At 31.9% G+C, this 15,541-nt stretch carries 16 protein-coding genes; 13 read left to right on the plus strand and 3 right to left on the minus strand.

Features of this window, described 5'->3' with window-relative positions; genetic code table 11:
* Positions 1–218: 218 nt before the first annotated feature.
* From DKT72_RS14845 to DKT72_RS14855, 3 genes are read left to right on the plus strand one after another with little or no spacing between them, the layout of a single operon-like run.
* Positions 219–1,034 (plus strand): 2,3,4,5-tetrahydropyridine-2,6-dicarboxylate N-succinyltransferase, encoded by an 816-nt coding sequence (locus tag DKT72_RS14845; RefSeq protein WP_111309526.1) that lies wholly within the window; start codon positions 219–221, stop codon positions 1,032–1,034.
* A complete protein-coding gene (locus DKT72_RS14850; RefSeq protein ID WP_111309527.1) occupies positions 1,035–2,102 on the plus strand; it encodes a glycosyltransferase family 9 protein in 1,068 nt (355 codons plus the stop codon).
* The gene (locus tag DKT72_RS14855) at positions 2,099–2,854 is read left to right on the plus strand and encodes a glycosyltransferase family 2 protein (RefSeq protein WP_111309528.1); all 756 of its coding nucleotides are present in this window, start codon (positions 2,099–2,101) and stop codon (positions 2,852–2,854) included. Before DKT72_RS14850 ends, DKT72_RS14855 begins: the two co-directional genes overlap by 4 nt.
* Here DKT72_RS14855 and DKT72_RS14860 read toward each other — a convergent pair whose 3' ends face one another.
* Together DKT72_RS14860 and DKT72_RS14865 are read right to left on the minus strand one after the other, a co-directional pair.
* On the minus strand, positions 2,855–3,619 hold the full coding sequence (locus DKT72_RS14860; RefSeq protein ID WP_220628134.1) for a Kdo domain containing protein: 765 nt from the start codon (positions 3,617–3,619) through the stop codon (positions 2,855–2,857).
* A gap of 53 nt (positions 3,620–3,672) precedes the next feature.
* Positions 3,673–4,449 (minus strand): DUF5672 family protein, encoded by a 777-nt coding sequence (locus DKT72_RS14865; protein WP_111309529.1) that lies wholly within the window; start codon positions 4,447–4,449, stop codon positions 3,673–3,675.
* Between the two features lie 95 nt (positions 4,450–4,544).
* On the opposite strand from DKT72_RS14865, the gene DKT72_RS14870 reads away from it, so the two are divergent.
* From DKT72_RS14870 to DKT72_RS14900, 7 genes are read left to right on the plus strand one after another with little or no spacing between them, the layout of a single operon-like run.
* Entirely contained in the window at positions 4,545–5,612 is a 1,068-nt protein-coding gene (locus tag DKT72_RS14870) for a glycosyltransferase family 4 protein (protein WP_162623321.1), read from the plus strand.
* A 13-nt stretch (positions 5,613–5,625) separates the two neighbouring features.
* Complete coding sequence (locus DKT72_RS14875) at positions 5,626–6,183, plus strand: L-threonylcarbamoyladenylate synthase (protein WP_111309531.1); 558 nt, start codon at positions 5,626–5,628, stop codon at positions 6,181–6,183.
* Between the two features lie 19 nt (positions 6,184–6,202).
* Entirely contained in the window at positions 6,203–6,592 is a 390-nt protein-coding gene (locus tag DKT72_RS14880; RefSeq protein WP_111309532.1) for a GxxExxY protein, read from the plus strand.
* Positions 6,593–6,614: 22 nt separating this feature from the next.
* On the plus strand, positions 6,615–8,054 hold the full coding sequence (locus DKT72_RS14885) for a CCA tRNA nucleotidyltransferase (RefSeq protein ID WP_111309533.1): 1,440 nt from the start codon (positions 6,615–6,617) through the stop codon (positions 8,052–8,054).
* Positions 8,055–8,108: 54 nt separating this feature from the next.
* A complete protein-coding gene (locus DKT72_RS18555; RefSeq protein ID WP_317048445.1) occupies positions 8,109–8,249 on the plus strand; it encodes a four helix bundle protein in 141 nt (46 codons plus the stop codon).
* A 12-nt stretch (positions 8,250–8,261) separates the two neighbouring features.
* Positions 8,262–9,284: a COX15/CtaA family protein gene (locus DKT72_RS14895; protein WP_111309534.1), complete on the plus strand. Its 1,023-nt coding sequence runs from the start codon at positions 8,262–8,264 to the stop codon at positions 9,282–9,284.
* 37 nt (positions 9,285–9,321) lie between these two features.
* Positions 9,322–9,837 (plus strand): IS1096 element passenger TnpR family protein, encoded by a 516-nt coding sequence (locus DKT72_RS14900; protein WP_111309535.1) that lies wholly within the window; start codon positions 9,322–9,324, stop codon positions 9,835–9,837.
* 12 nt (positions 9,838–9,849) lie between these two features.
* Here DKT72_RS14900 and DKT72_RS14905 read toward each other — a convergent pair whose 3' ends face one another.
* Entirely contained in the window at positions 9,850–10,908 is a 1,059-nt protein-coding gene (locus DKT72_RS14905) for a hypothetical protein (protein ID WP_111309536.1), read from the minus strand.
* Positions 10,909–11,028: 120 nt separating this feature from the next.
* Between DKT72_RS14905 and DKT72_RS14910 the strand changes: the two genes are divergently transcribed.
* Genes DKT72_RS14910 through DKT72_RS14920 form a run of 3 tightly spaced genes read left to right on the plus strand, consistent with a single transcriptional unit; the run spans position 11,029 to position 15,523 of the window.
* Positions 11,029–11,925: an ABC transporter ATP-binding protein gene (locus tag DKT72_RS14910; protein WP_111309537.1), complete on the plus strand. Its 897-nt coding sequence runs from the start codon at positions 11,029–11,031 to the stop codon at positions 11,923–11,925.
* A 1-nt stretch (position 11,926) separates the two neighbouring features.
* Complete coding sequence (locus DKT72_RS14915; RefSeq protein ID WP_111309538.1) at positions 11,927–12,757, plus strand: ABC transporter permease; 831 nt, start codon at positions 11,927–11,929, stop codon at positions 12,755–12,757.
* A gap of 27 nt (positions 12,758–12,784) precedes the next feature.
* Complete coding sequence (locus DKT72_RS14920; protein ID WP_111309539.1) at positions 12,785–15,523, plus strand: T9SS type B sorting domain-containing protein; 2,739 nt, start codon at positions 12,785–12,787, stop codon at positions 15,521–15,523.
* The last annotated feature ends 18 nt before the right edge of the window (positions 15,524–15,541 follow it).

Genomic DNA, 15,541 nt, shown 5'->3' on the forward strand with positions numbered 1-15,541 from the left:
ATCGACAAATAGATAAAATGCCTGTTTTTGAAGACAAAACACCATCAAAAGGCATTTAATCGTATTATCCTTTTCTTTCGAAGACAAAACGAATGCGATTTTATTTAATAATGCTCGTTAAACAACCTAATCCAAATAGGTTTTAAACCTACATTAAAGCCATTTCTTCTCCTTTTTTTGAATGATACCTATTATATTTGCCCAAAACATAATTATCAATGACAGAATTACAACAAACCATAGAACAAGCTTGGGAAAACAGAGAGCTTTTAAAAGATGACACAACAATAACGGCTATTAAAAAGGTGATTTCTTTATTAGATTCAGGCGAATTAAGAGTAGCTGAACCCATATCTAGTGGATGGCAAGTCAACGAGTGGGTCAAAAAAGCCGTCGTTTTATATTTTCCTATTCAAAAAATGGAAACTTTAGAAGCTGGCCCATTAGAATTTCATGATAAAATTCCATTAAAAACCGGTTATGCTGAAAAAGGCATTCGTGTGGTACCTCACGCTGTTGCTCGTTATGGTGCTTATATATCAAAAGGCACTATTTTAATGCCAAGTTTTGTTAATATTGGTGCATATGTAGATGAAGGCACAATGGTTGACACTTGGGCGACTGTTGGTAGTTGTGCTCAAATTGGTAAACATGTGCATTTATCTGGTGGCGTTGGTATTGGTGGGGTTTTAGAACCTTTACAAGCAGCTCCTGTAATTATTGAAGATAACGTGTTCGTTGGCTCTCGTTGTATTGTTGTAGAAGGCGTACATGTTGAAACAGAAGCTGTTTTAGGCGCCAACGTGGTATTAACCATGAGTACTAAAATAATTGATATTACAGGCGATACACCTATTGAAATGAAAGGTCGTGTTCCTGCACGTTCCGTGGTCATTCCTGGAAGCTATACCAAAAAATTTGCTGCTGGCGAATACCAAGTCCCATGTGCATTAATTATTGGAAAACGTAAAGAAAGTACCGATAAGAAAACCTCTTTAAATAATGCACTTCGTGAAAACGATGTAGCAGTGTAGATGAAAATTTTAATCATACAACAAAAAATGATTGGCGATGTGCTTACAAGCAGTATTCTGTTTGAGGCACTTCGTTTGAAATATCCCCATGCACAATTAGATTATTTAATTAATGAGCATACTTATCCTGTTGTAGAAAACAATCCATTTATAGATCATTTTATTTTTTTTACTCCTGAAATTGAAAAGAGTAAAGTAAAATTATTTAGCCTTGCCAAAACAATAAGAAAAGAAAAATATGACATTGTTATCGATGCCTATTGTAAATTATCGAGCAACTTTATATCTGCTTTAAGTGGTGCTAGAGTAAAAATTTCAAAATACAAATCGTATTCTTCTTTTATTTATACACACCCCATAAAATATAAAAGCAAACCAACTTCAGTTGCTGGATTAGCTATTGAAAACCGATTACAGTTACTGGAACCGTTAGATTCTCGACTTTCAAAAAACATAATAAAGCCAAAAATTTATTTAAGTGATTCTGAAAAAGATAAAGCAAAAGACAAATTTATTGATTCAAATATCAATTTAAGCAAACCTTTATTTATGATGAATGTTTTAGGGAGTGGTACATCTAAAACGTATCCATTAAACGATATGGCGGCTGTGCTTGATTGGATTGTGGAAAAAACAAATGGGCAACTATTATTCAATTACATTCCTAAACAATTAGAACAAGCCAAAGAAGTCTTTAAACATTGCAATCTAGAAAGCCAAAAACATATTTTTATGGATGTTTATGGAACTAATTTAAGGGAATTTTTAGCGCTAACATCTTATTGCAATGCAGTAATTGGCAACGAAGGAGGAGCCATTAATATGGCTAAAGCATTAAATATACCCACATTTTCTATTTTTTCACCTTGGATTGAAAAGAAAAACTGGGCCATATTCGAGAACGAAAAGAATATATCTGTTCACTTAAAGGATTATAAACCTGGTTTTTTTAAAGATAAAGAAGGAAAAAAAATAAAAAAAGAAGCATTAACTTTATATACAGAATTTAAATTTTCATTCTTTTTAGAAGAATTAAAAGTGTTTTTAGATAATATCCTCAATACATGAACAAGCTTACAGCCATTATCCCAACTGGCAATGAAATACATAACATCGAAGCCGTTATTAATTCGGTTAACTTTGCCGATGAAATTTTAGTAGTGGATAGTTTTAGCAACGATGGAACTTTTGAAATAGCCGAGAAGTTAGCAACAAAAGTGATTAGAAGACCTTTTGATTATCCTTCATCTCAAAAAAATTGGGCCATACCTCAAGCTAAGTATGAATGGATTTTATTGGTTGATGCCGATGAGCGTGTAACTCCCGAATTAAAAGCTGAAATACTAGACATACTAAAAAGTCCAAACCCTGAAGTTATTGCTTATTGGATAGGCAGAATGAACCACTTTATGGGAGAGTGTGTTCATTACAGTGGCTGGAGAAATGATAAAGTTATTAGACTTTTTAAACGTGATGTATGCCAATATGAAGACAAGCACGTACATGAAGAGATTATAGCTAATGGCACTGTTGGGAAATTAAAAAACAAATTTTATCATAATACGTATATCACGTTTGACGCATATATGACTAAAATGAATCGCTATGCTACTTGGCAAGCCAAGGATTATGATAAAAAAACAGGTACATTAACACCGTATCACTTTATAATAAAACCGTTTTGGGGCTTTTTTAAACATTATATTTTACAAAGCGGTTTTAGAGATGGCGTTGTCGGACTAACTATTGGATACATTCAAGGTTATGTGATATTTATGCGATATGTTAAGCTTTGGCTGCTACGAAAAAACAGGGACTAATTATTTCTTCCAAAACTTAAGTTTCTTTTTTAAACGTTTTTTTCTATAAAATCGTTCTTGAAAAGCTTCAGTCTCTTTCCACATTAAGTTAAATACTTTGTTATAATCGTAACCAGATAATTTAGCATATTCATCACTCATCACTACAACCATGGATTTATGAATAGTAAGTCTAGAAAAGTTTTTAATTCTGGTTTCAAAATCCATTGGACCAAAATTCATTCTATTTAAATCGACCAAATAGAATTTGTAATCACCATTATTCAACTGAATTAAGGTGTTTCCTGGTGAATGATCTAAAAAATGAATGCCATTTTCATGCAACCCAAAAGTAAATCTGGTAAAAGCACGTAATATCTCTTCATGATGTGGATAGTTCAAATCGGTTGTTAATTCCCTATAGGTTAAATCATAATTTAAATGCTCACTCACATAATAGCTCTTTTTGAACAAAAAAGGCATAGTAAATTCATAATACGCTATGGGTTGTGGCGTGCCAATATGTAATGCCACTAATTTATTGGCATACTCAAAAGAACGTTGCGCCTTGCTTTTTCTAAAAAATCTATAGGCGATTTGATTGATAATATTAGGAACTTTAAAAGACTTGACATTAACGGTCATGTCTTTAAATTGAAATAATTTTAATGAATTACGGTCTTGATTACCAAAAGATTCCCCTTCAATATCATAATTTAAAATAATGTGGTTAAAAAATTCATTATCATTTTTAAAAGCTGAATTTATTTCAATATGATGCTTCATTTATTTTTTCACTAATAAATAGGTTACTTATGTTTTTTAGTTAACTATGATTTCTAACCTAAATAATTTGAAATCAAAATATCTTTCCAGAATGATTTCACTTTTGGTTTATCAAACCCATGACAACCAAAAGGAAGTCTATTTTTGTTCAACTTGAATGCTAAATTTGGCTTTCTGTCCATTGCAAAACCTAATGCTTCTTTATATTCTGGGATACCAAAATCAGGATAGTGTTTAGGTACGATGATAGACCAAAAAACATCTTCCATAATATAAAAATCGTTTTTATCCCGCTTTAAATTGGCTTCAATATCACTTTTCATGTCTTGTGCTATTTTATAGCTTTTATATATATTTCGTAATGAAAACCCTCCGTTTCCTACTTTAAAAAATATTTTTTGTCTCTCCTTTTTTCTTTGGGAATAGAATAAAGTAAGTATTTTTTTCAGCACTGTATTAGGTGAAGCAATCCATGGTGCACCTATATAATCATAACCTTTATTACACCAATATTCCAATTCGTTTCTAAAAACAAAGGCATCCAACTGATAAACTAACATATATTTAAAATCTAAAAAACGTTCATAGAAAGCATCAGACAACATCAAACTATTATAAGCATAGACATTTTCAAAGTAACTATCTGGAAATAATTCTGTTCGTATTTTGCCTCCAAAAGCAATAGAAGAACTATCCAGTTTTTCTGGCTGCGCAAAAACAATATCAAAATCCCCTAACAATTTCACACATTGATTTAAAGACATTTGTTCTGTTTCAGAAAGGGATACCTTACATATAGGTATAACAATGGTTACCAAGTTTTCTTGCATACTTGCTTTATTTTAACTGTTTGCTTATAATTCCAACTATTATCAGTTTGTGTGTATTAAAATTTAGTATTATCATTGAAGGTAAATTTATTATAATGATCCTTGCAAAAAAAATCAATTTTATATTACCTTTTCCAACAAAACGTCCTAATGGTGGACCTAAAGTCATGTATACATACGCTAATCTTTTAGCTAAAAAACGATATGAGGTACAAATATATCATTCTTTAAACACTTCTTATACCAAATATAAAAAACCCTATTTTATAAGAGCTATTTTACACAAGTTACGAAAAACCCATAGACCTCAATGGTTTCCATTACACCCCAATATAAAATCCTTCAATGTTAAAAAAATTTCTGATAAATATATTCCTAAAGCCGATTTTATTATATCTACATGGTGGGCCACTGCTCTAGAAGTACACGAGTTAAGTGAAGAGAAGGGAAAAAAAATAAATTTAATTCAAGATTATGAAAATTGGAAAGGTCATGAAGACATGCTTTTAAAATCTTATACTTTACCAAATACAACAAACATTGTGATAGCTTCCTATTTGTATGACATTGTTAATCCAAGATCAGTTAAAAAAACATATACTTTATTTAATGCCATAGACAACACCATTTTTTATAAAAAAAATGACATTCAAAAACGTTCACCTTCTATTTTAATGCTTTATTCAAATGAAAAAAGAAAAGGCACATCTTACGGTATGGAAGCATTAATGAACATTAAAAAAAAATATCCATTTGTTACCATTTCAATGTTTGGCACTCCAACCAAACCTTATAATTTTCCACAAAACTTTGATTATTATCACCAGCCTAAAAACCTCCCCGATTTATATAATGCTCATGCCATTTTTTTATCAACAAGTATTCAGGAGGGGTTTGCCTTACCTCCATGCGAAGCATTGTCTTGTGGTTGTGCATTAATAGCAACTAATATTGGTGGACATAAAGATTATTTGAAAAATAATGAAACAGGTCTAGCTATTGAAACTGAAAATGTAGAGGATGTCTTCAAAAAAATTGAATTATTTTTAAATGATGATGAATACAGAATACAAATAGCTGAAAAAGGACATCATTATTTTATAAATAAGTTCTCTTGGAATAAAAACATAGATATTATAGAAAAAATATTTAGCGACATTTAAAAAACAACTCTAAATGCAAAACGAAATAAACAACGCCTTAAAAGTACTTAAAGAAGGAGGCCTCCTACTCTACCCTACAGATACCGTTTGGGGCATTGGCTGCGATGCCACAAATACAAAAGCTGTAGAAAAAATTTACAAACTAAAACAGCGTTCAGATTCTAAAGCTTTAATATGCTTGGTTGCCGATGACAGAATGCTGAAAAAATATGTAAAAAAAGTACCAGAGGTGGCTTATAATATTTTAGATGTGGCCGACAATCCCATTACCATTATTTACGACGATGCCCAAAATCTAGCCGAAAATTTGGTTGCCGATGATAACACTATAGCTATAAGAATCCCTAATGATGATTTTTGTTTTCAATTATTACGCAGATTTAACGGTGCCATTGTATCTACTTCAGCCAATATTAGCGGACAACCAACTCCAAAATCGTTCAAAGAAATATCACAAGAGGTTTTAAAAGGTGTAGACTATGTTGTAAATTTGCATCGCGAAAAAATCTGCTCAAAACCATCATCCATAATTAAATTGAGTAATAATGGAGTTGTTAAGATTATTCGTTGATAAACTTAGCCACTAATATATGTTTAATATTATAAATAATAAAGAAGAAAGCTATGCCATAGATGGAACTTTATTTGATGTTTATAATAATTTAGGAAGTGGTTTTTCTGAAATGGTCTATAAAGATGCTTTGGAATATGAATTCCTTAAAAATAATATGCCTTTTGAACGCGAAAAAGAGTTTAAAGTGAAATACAAAGACACTTTTCTAAAACACAAATTTTACGCTGATTTTGTTGTATTTAATAATATTATACTAGAAATAAAAACAATTGAGTGCTTTCATGCAAGCCATTATAATCAATGTCTTAATTATTTAAAAATATCAGGTTACAAACTAGCAATTTTAGCCAATTTCAACTTAATTTCCTTGGAATACAAGCGTATAATAGATTCTAAGAAAAAATAATTTGCGAATTTGCGGTAAAAAAATGAATTACAAAGAAGCCTTACATCATCCCATTTTCAAAATTGTATCTCAATCTGCTAAAGAATTACATCTTGATGCCTATGTGATTGGTGGCTTTGTTCGCGATTTTATTTTAAAAAGAGGCGATGCCAAAGATATCGATATAGTTACTGTTGGCGATGGTATAAAATTAGCCAAACAGGTTGCTAAAAATCTTCCTATAAAAACAAAAGTTCAAGTTTTTAAAACTTACGGCACAGCCATGATTCATTTTGATGGTATTGATATAGAATTTGTGGGTGCAAGAAAGGAATCCTATCATGAAGAAAGCAGAAATCCATCGGTTCAAAATGGTACTTTGGAAGATGACCAAAACCGTCGGGATTTCACCATCAATGCTTTTGCTTTAGATTTGTCCGAAAGTAAATTCGGAGATTTATTAGACCCTTTTAATGGGCTGGAAGATTTAAAACACAAAATCATTCGCACACCTTTAAATCCGGATATTACTTATAGTGACGATCCATTACGGATGATGCGTGCCATTCGCTTTGCAACACAGTTGGATTTTATAATTGAGGAAGCTTCATTAGAAGCTATTTCAAAAAACAAGAATCGAATCAACATTATAACCAACGAACGCATTGTTGTTGAACTGAATAAAATTCTTGAAAGCAAAACACCTTCTTTGGGTTTTCTTTTATTAGATAAAACAGGATTATTAGAATATATACTCCCAGAATTAACCGCTTTAAAAGGTATTGATGAAATTGAAGGCCAACGGCACAAAGATAATTTTTATCACACTTTAGAAGTCGTTGATAATATCTCAAAAAATACCGATGATGTATGGTTACGTTGGGCCGCATTATTACACGATATTGGTAAAGCACCCACAAAAAAATTCAGTAAAAAAATAGGTTGGACATTTCATGGACACGAGTTTGAAGGCTCTAAAATGGTATTTCATTTATTTAAAAGATTAAAAATGCCTTTGAATGATAAAATGAAATTTGTTCAAAAAATGGTGTTTATGAGTTCCCGCCCCATTGTACTTGCTAATGAAGAAGTGACTGATTCTGCTGTTCGAAGATTGGTATTTGATGCTAGTGATTATGTGGATGATTTAATGATGCTTTGCGAAGCAGATATCACTACTAAAAACCCTAAAAAATTCAATAAATACCATAATAATTTTAAAATTGTTAGAGAAAAAATTATTGAAGTTGAAGAACGAGATCACATCCGAAATTTTCAACCACCCATTTCTGGAGAAGAAATTATGGAAACCTTTAATTTAAAACCTTCCAAAGAAATAGGAATTATTAAAGAAACCATCAAAGAAGCTATTTTAGAAGGCGATATTCCAAATGAGCATGAAGCCGCATTTCAATTGATGCTAGAAGAAGGAAAAAGATTGGGATTAAAAGTTACAAAGTTTCAAAGAAACAAAGACTTCTAATTAATATGGATAACAACAATAGTCCTGAGTTCTTTATTTGAATGACAGACTCAGATTGAAATTGCTTATAGTTTAAAGTTTTTGAAAGAAGATAATTTCAAAAATCTTTATGCCAATACAAGAGAAATAGAACGCATGTTAACCAGTTTCATTAAAAAATCAAAGAGTAAAAACTTTGAAACTTTGAAACCTTAAAACTTTGAAACTTTGAAAACAAAAAAAGACAACAAAAAAGTAATTTACTGGTTATTAACCGGTTGCTTATTGATATTCATTATGGTTGTAGTGGGTGGAATCACTAGATTAACACATTCTGGTTTATCCATTTCCAATTACAAACTTATTTCTGGTACGCTTCCTCCTACGAACGAAACCGAATGGCACGAAGCTTTCGATTTATACAAACAATATCCTGAATATCAAAAACTTAACAATCACTTTTCTTTAGAAGATTTTAAAGATATTTACTTCTGGGAATGGCTTCACAGACTTATTGGTCGGTTTATTGGAATCGTTTTTTTTATTCCTTTTATGTATTTTTTAATTACCAAACAGCTTACCAAACCTACCATAAAAAAGTCTGTTATTCTGCTGTGTTTAGGTGGGTTCCAAGGTTTTTTAGGTTGGTATATGGTTAAAAGTGGTTTGGTAGATAATCCAGATGTAAGCCATTATAGATTAGCCGCTCATTTAACAACGGCTTTCATAACATTTGCATATACATTTTGGGTTGCGTTAGATTTAATGTTTCCTTCCCAAAAAAGCATCCATGTATCTTTTAGAAATTTAATACGCTGGGGACTTGCTCTTTTATTACTTCAAATTATTTACGGCGCATTTGTTGCAGGTTTAGACGCAGGTTTTATCCACAACCATTGGCCTATGATGAGTGAAGGCAAATTTATGCACGAAACGGTTTATATTGAGCAAAGTCCGATATATAAAAACTTTATTGAAGGTAAAAGTGGGGTGCAATTTGTTCATAGAACACTGGCTTATTTTGTGGTGCTCTTTATAGCCATTATTTGGTATAAATCTAGAAAAATGAGTCTAACAAAATACCAATCTTTTGGAATAAATGGTTTACTAATTATGGTGGGGATTCAATTTTTATTAGGTGTTTTAACCATCATTTATCACGTTCCTGTTTGGTTAGGGGTTACCCATCAAGTGGGCGCATTTTTTCTGTTAAGCACCATGACATTTACACTTCACAGATTTAGCAAATAATATAAAAAAACATACATTTGCAATATAATTTTTTACAATGATTTACAGATTTAGAGTCATTCTTGACAATGATACCGATGATGATGTGTTTCGTGATTTAGAAATTCGTGAAACAGACACCCTTGAGGATTTACACAACATTATTACCCAATCTTTTGGATTTGATGGGACAGAAATGGCCTCCTTTTATATAAGTAATGATACCTGGGAACAAGGCGAAGAAATCTCTTTATTTGATTTAAGTGACGATAATTCTGCACGCTTAATGAGCGAAACCATAATCAATGATGTGGCTCATGAAATACAGCCTAAGCTTATTTATGTCTACGATTTCTTTAGTATGTGGACATTTTACGTGGAATTAGCTGAAATTGTAGAAGAAGCAGAAGGTACTACCTACCCTAACCTCATGTTTGTAAAAGGTCAGGTTCCAGATGATGCACCTCAAAAATTATTTGAAGCGGATGACTTTGATGATGATTTTGATGAGTTTGAAGATGATTTGGACATAGACGATTACGAAAATCTGGATTTTGATGAAAACTGGAATTAATATGTTAGTTTGCTATAGTCCTTGCGGATTTACATTTTCATAATTGTGAGTCAAAAATTCCAGTGCATTTTTAAGTATTTGCCCCATAGATTGACAGTCCAAAAACTTAGAATCTTGTGTATATTCAAATATTTTAGTCTTGAGTAAATCTACATTCTCAGGTTTTGAAATCACATCTTCTGCCATACAATCTAAAAGTTCATCAATTCTGCCATGAAAACTTTTTAAACGTTTTACCAAAATAGAACGCTCTTCAATTTTATATTGGTCTATGGAAAGTCTTTGGAAACATTCTGAAACCAATGCCACCATGGTGAAATTTTCTTTAAAAAATTGGGGTCTGTAAATATTAAATTTCCCTTCGTAAGACTGTTGGTCGAAATCTATCGCTCTAATTTTATAAACCACATGATCGAAATCATGAGTAGGCACAATCACATAATTATAAGAACGCATATCACCCAAAAGTCTAATCATACAACGTTCATTAAACTTAACAAACTCTTTAGCAATTTGAGATTTTTCACTTTTTGTGCAGTGAGGCAGCATGTCTTTTATAAAAACATCGCCAGGAATTCCAGCTATATGCTCTTCAATTAAGGTCGTATTACTTACCAAAAAATTCAAATTATATGGAGATAGCATATGCTCCAATTCTAATCCATAAATACGGGAAGCATCAGCAGTCTTCACATAAAAATAAGTATAATTGTCATTTAAAATGTTCCTGACTTTTATTCTGAACGGTTTAGAATTTCCGAACGTACAATAATCAATAGCATCGACATTTAAGAAAGGAATGGTATTTTCATTTCCATCGGAATGTAAAATGGTATACACTTTCTTTAAAGCCAAATCTATTTCATTTCTATCAAATTCACTATAATAAACACGTATCCAAAGGGTATCATTATCTTCTTTATCATACACCACTATCGATCCTTGAAACCTCAACAAATCATCATAGAAAACCGGCATTTTAATATTCCTATTATATTCCGTTAAATAGTGATGCAGTTTAGATGTTATTGGATAAGAAGGTTTTTTCTTTGAAATTTTTAAATCTTCCATAAAACATTAATTATTCAAATTTAAACCATTTAACATTAACCTTGTAACAAAATATAATAAGAATCGTCATACTTTTATAACTAACGTAGCTGAAATAACTTCTGCATAAAAAAATACATTTTGGATTCTATACTAACCATTACCAATCTCACCAAAAAATTTGGGTATTTAACAGCTGTCAATGACTTATCGTTCACCATTAATAAAGGCAATGTTTATGGCATTTTAGGGCCTAACGGAAGCGGAAAATCAACGACCTTAGGTATCGTTTTAAATGTTGTTAATAAAACATCCGGAGACTTTAAATGGTTTGATGGCAAGACCACCACGCATGACGCGCTAAAAAAAGTTGGAGCTATTATTGAAAGGCCTAATTTTTACCCTTATATGACCGCCGTCCAGAACTTAAAACTCGTTTGTAAAATTAAAGAAGTAGATTTTAGTAAAATAGAAGAAAAGCTTGAAATTGTTGGGCTTTTAGAACGAAAAGACAGCAAATTTAGCACCTATTCCTTGGGTATGAAACAGCGGTTAGCGATTGCTTCCGCCCTATTAAACGACCCTGAAATTTTAATATTAGATGAACCCACAAATGGATTAGATCCACAAGGAATTCACCAAATTAGAGAAATTATAAAACAAATAGCCAGTCAAGGAACCACCATATTATTAGCGTCACATTTACTGGATGAAGTGGAAAAAGTGTGTTCTCATGTTGTGGTTTTACGTAAAGGGGTCAAACTATATTCTGGAAGAGTTGATGAGATGATTTCCAGCAACGGTTTCTTCGAACTTAAATGTAATAATAATGAAGAATTGGTAAAAATTCTTGAAAGCATTCCTGTTTTTGGAAATATCAAAGTTAAAAATCAACTAGTTACTGCGTTTTTGAACGAACCTTTGAAATCTGACACATTAAATAAGCTTCTTTTTGAAAAAGGCATTGTTTTAACACATCTTGTACAACGAAAAGAAAGCTTAGAAGAACAATTCTTAACACTAACCAACAATAAATAACATGTATAGATTACTAAACATAGAATTATATAAATTAAAACATAGTAGATCTAGTAAAATGTTGATCATTACTTATTTTGTCTTACTAACTTCTATAGCACTTATAGCCTCTATTAAATTCGATATTGGTCCTGTAAAATTTCATTTAGCTGAAATGGGTATTTTTAATTTCCCATACATATGGCATTTTAACAGTTATTTTGCAGCCATCTTTAAGTTATTCCTTGCGATAGTTATTGTTTCTATGATGTCCAATGAATACAGTAATAAAACCTTAAAGCAAAATTTAATAGACGGATTAAGTAAAAAAGAGTTTATACTCTCAAAGTTTTATACGGTTATAGTATTATCAGTTGTATCAACACTATTTTTATTTGTAGTATCTTTAATTTTAGGACTAATTTTTTCAAGTTATACTGAATTGAACATCATCTTTTCTGACCTAGAATATCTGTTGGCTTTTTTTGTTAAGTTGGTTGGTTTCTTTTCTTTTTGTTTATTTTTAGGAGTGTTAGTGAAGCGTTCTGCTTTTGCACTGGGATTTTTATTTGTTTGGCAATTTCTTGAAGGGGTAATATTTGGTGTACTAAAATGGTACACCAATGCAGAAACAAAAGCCTTTGTTATGCAATTACTACCTCTCAATGCCATGTCCAACTTAATAAAACAACCCTTTTCACGTTTAAGTGCTGTACAAACTGTAGCAAATCAGGTTGGTGAAAATTTTAATTTTGATTATGCCGTGCATTGGTATGAAATTCTTATCGTGATTGGTTGGACTGCCCTATTTATATTTTTATCGTATTTATTATTGAAAAAGAGAGATTTATAATATCTTTAATCGCTTAGGCAATTAAAGATGAAACATTTACTATCCCTCATATTTTGTTTAATAAGCTTAACTTTATTTGCTCAAAGTGAAGCAGCTAATTGGTATTTTGGTTTTGGTGCGGGCATAAGATTCAATCAAGCGGGAGGCACGGTAACTTCTTTAAATGATGGGAGATTAGTTACTTACGAAGGTTGTACTTCTATATCTGATGATAGAGGCAATTTATTGTTTTATACCGATGGAACAACCATTTGGAATAAAAATCATGGTGTTATGACCAGCGGCCTATTAGGTGATAGTTCCAGTACGCAATCTGCTATTATAGTTCCTAAACCCAATGATTCCTCTATTTATTATGTTTTTACTGTAGGTTCTCAATTTAATAATACGGGTTTGCATTATTCTGTCGTAGATATGTCACAAAACAATGGCTTAGGATCTGTAACACATATAAATACCAAACTCTTAAACACTAGCTCAGAAAAAATAACAGCAGTTTTAAAAGATTGCATTTCTAAATCTATGTGGGTTGTTGGTTTTGCTTCTGAAGATGGGACTAGAGAAGAATATAACACATTTCATGCTTTTGAAGTGAGCACCAGTGGTGTGGATAGTAATTCAAAAAAATCAACATTCCCAATTAACATCACAGATCCTAGAGGTTATTTAAAACTATCGCCTGATGGTACTCAAATGGCTTGTGCCAATTTCACGGCAAATAATACCAACACCTATACTCCAGATAGATTGTTCTTATATGATTTTAATACCGCTACAGGTATCGTATCTAACTCCATGAGCCTCTCCATAAATTCGCAAAACAATTTTCCTTATGGCTTAGAATTTTCGCCAAATAGTCAATTATTATATGTACATGCATCCAATGATTTTCAAACAAATACTCCAGGGGGCGGTTTAGATAATAATCCTGAAAATCATCGTTCAACTTTGGCTCAATTTGATTTAACACAATCTAACATTCAAGCCTCACAAATAATCATTGATGACAGACAATTATTCCGGGGCGGCTTACAATTAGGTCCAGACGGAAGAATTTATAGAGCATTAAGTGCTACTTATGATATAGGCTTGCCATATTTGGGGGTTATAAATAATCCCAATCAAGTTGGTACAGCTTGTAATTATCAACATAACGCTATCAATCTGTCGCCCAACCAATCCTCACAAGGACTTCCTCCTTTTATACAATCATTATTCAATACCCAAATTGATATTATCAAGAATGGAAAAAGCGACATTAGTTTAGCGTTATGTGATGGTGATACTTACCTCTTAACCTCTGAAAAAATAACAGGGGCAACCTATACTTGGATTAAGGACAAGGCTGTATTGAGAAATGCTAACACCTTTGATTTAACAGTAAACTCTAGTGGCCATTATGAAGTGCTCATAAATCCTAATAATGGAGATTGTGAAATAGAAGGACAAGCTTATGTCCTTTTTAATCCCAAGCCCACTGTTCCAAACAAAACATTGATTCAATGTGATGAAGATGGTTTAAAAGATGGCATAACTACTTTTAATTTAACTGAAGCTTATAAGCCCTTACCTTCTGATGGAACGTCGAACCTGAGATATCATTTTTATAAAGATCTCGCTGCAACCATAGAACTGAATGGAAATGCTTATGAAAATACAAGCAACCCACAAATCCTGTATGTTAAAGCAACTGATATCGATACAGGCTGCTTTTCTTTTGGGGAATTGACTTTAACCGTAAGCATCACCGATGTAAATGATTTGGCTTTACCAGCCGTTTGTGATGATGATGGCATTGAAGATGGATTACACATATTTAACCTAAAGGATGCTGAAGTGGACATGCTAAAAAACATTCCAACTATAGGTTTGACGATTTCATATTATGAAACTTATGAGGATGCGTTGTTGGAAACAAACAAATTGAATACCAATTACACCAATACAAAGCCATACAACCAAACTATTTTTGCTAGAGTTGAAAACTCCAATGCCTGTTATGGAATTAGTAAAGTTGATTTAATTGTACATACATTACCCAACATAGCATCTAAGGTGATGACCTATTATTGCTTGAATACATATCCTGAATTTATAACACTAAATGCTGGATTGATTGATGATGACCCCAGTAATTACACTTATCTATGGTCTAATGGCGATACTAATTATCAAACACAAGAAAATAGAATTGGTACGTATACTGTCACTGTAACAGATAAAATGAATGGTTGCAATAAAGTAAGTCATATAACTGTAGAATCGTCAAACATCGCCACATTTAAAGATATACAAATAGAAGATATTTCTGAAAACAATACCATAACGGTTTTAGTAACAGGAGAAGGTATTTATAGTTATGCCTTGTACGATCCTGAAAATAATGTATATAAGCCTTATCAAGAAAGTCCTATTTTTGAAGATATATATCCAGGCATCTATGATGTGTATGTTAAGGACATAAAAAACAACTGCGGTATGGTAAACAATCAAATTTCGGTTATTGGTTATCCTAAATTTTTTACACCTAATAACGATGACATCAACGATACATGGCAAATTATAGGTATTTCCGATATGTTCCAACCGAATACCAAAATCACGATTTATGACCGGTATGGAAAATTATTAAAGCAATTAAATCCATTGGGTGATGGTTGGGATGGGCTTTTTAATGGAGAAAAGTTGCCTTCTGATGATTATTGGTTTTCAGTGACCCTACAAGATGGGCGTATTTTTAAAAATCATTTTAGCCTTAAATATTAAGCAACTTAGCTAATCAAA

Origin of the sequence: Confluentibacter sediminis (assembly GCF_003258355.1) — a bacterium.
In the GTDB taxonomy this organism is placed as follows: Bacteria; Bacteroidota; Bacteroidia; order Flavobacteriales; family Flavobacteriaceae; genus Confluentibacter; species Confluentibacter sediminis.

What these genes read in the sequence shown, in the direction of transcription:
- DKT72_RS14845 (WP_111309526.1), top strand. Translation starts at nt 219, where the DNA reads ATGACAGAATTACAACAAACCATAGAACAAGCTTGGGAAAACAGAGAG.
- DKT72_RS14850 (WP_111309527.1), top strand. Translation starts at nt 1,035, where the DNA reads ATGAAAATTTTAATCATACAACAAAAAATGATTGGCGATGTGCTTACA.
- DKT72_RS14855 (WP_111309528.1), top strand. Translation starts at nt 2,099, where the DNA reads ATGAACAAGCTTACAGCCATTATCCCAACTGGCAATGAAATACATAAC.
- DKT72_RS14860 (WP_220628134.1), bottom strand. Translation starts at nt 3,619, where the DNA reads ATGAAGCATCATATTGAAATAAATTCAGCTTTTAAAAATGATAATGAA.
- DKT72_RS14865 (WP_111309529.1), bottom strand. Translation starts at nt 4,449, where the DNA reads ATGCAAGAAAACTTGGTAACCATTGTTATACCTATATGTAAGGTATCC.
- DKT72_RS14870 (WP_162623321.1), top strand. Translation starts at nt 4,545, where the DNA reads ATGATCCTTGCAAAAAAAATCAATTTTATATTACCTTTTCCAACAAAA.
- DKT72_RS14875 (WP_111309531.1), top strand. Translation starts at nt 5,626, where the DNA reads ATGCAAAACGAAATAAACAACGCCTTAAAAGTACTTAAAGAAGGAGGC.
- DKT72_RS14880 (WP_111309532.1), top strand. Translation starts at nt 6,203, where the DNA reads ATGTTTAATATTATAAATAATAAAGAAGAAAGCTATGCCATAGATGGA.
- DKT72_RS14885 (WP_111309533.1), top strand. Translation starts at nt 6,615, where the DNA reads ATGAATTACAAAGAAGCCTTACATCATCCCATTTTCAAAATTGTATCT.
- DKT72_RS14900 (WP_111309535.1), top strand. Translation starts at nt 9,322, where the DNA reads ATGATTTACAGATTTAGAGTCATTCTTGACAATGATACCGATGATGAT.
- DKT72_RS14905 (WP_111309536.1), bottom strand. Translation starts at nt 10,908, where the DNA reads ATGGAAGATTTAAAAATTTCAAAGAAAAAACCTTCTTATCCAATAACA.
- DKT72_RS14915 (WP_111309538.1), top strand. Translation starts at nt 11,927, where the DNA reads ATGTATAGATTACTAAACATAGAATTATATAAATTAAAACATAGTAGA.
- DKT72_RS14920 (WP_111309539.1), top strand. Translation starts at nt 12,785, where the DNA reads ATGAAACATTTACTATCCCTCATATTTTGTTTAATAAGCTTAACTTTA.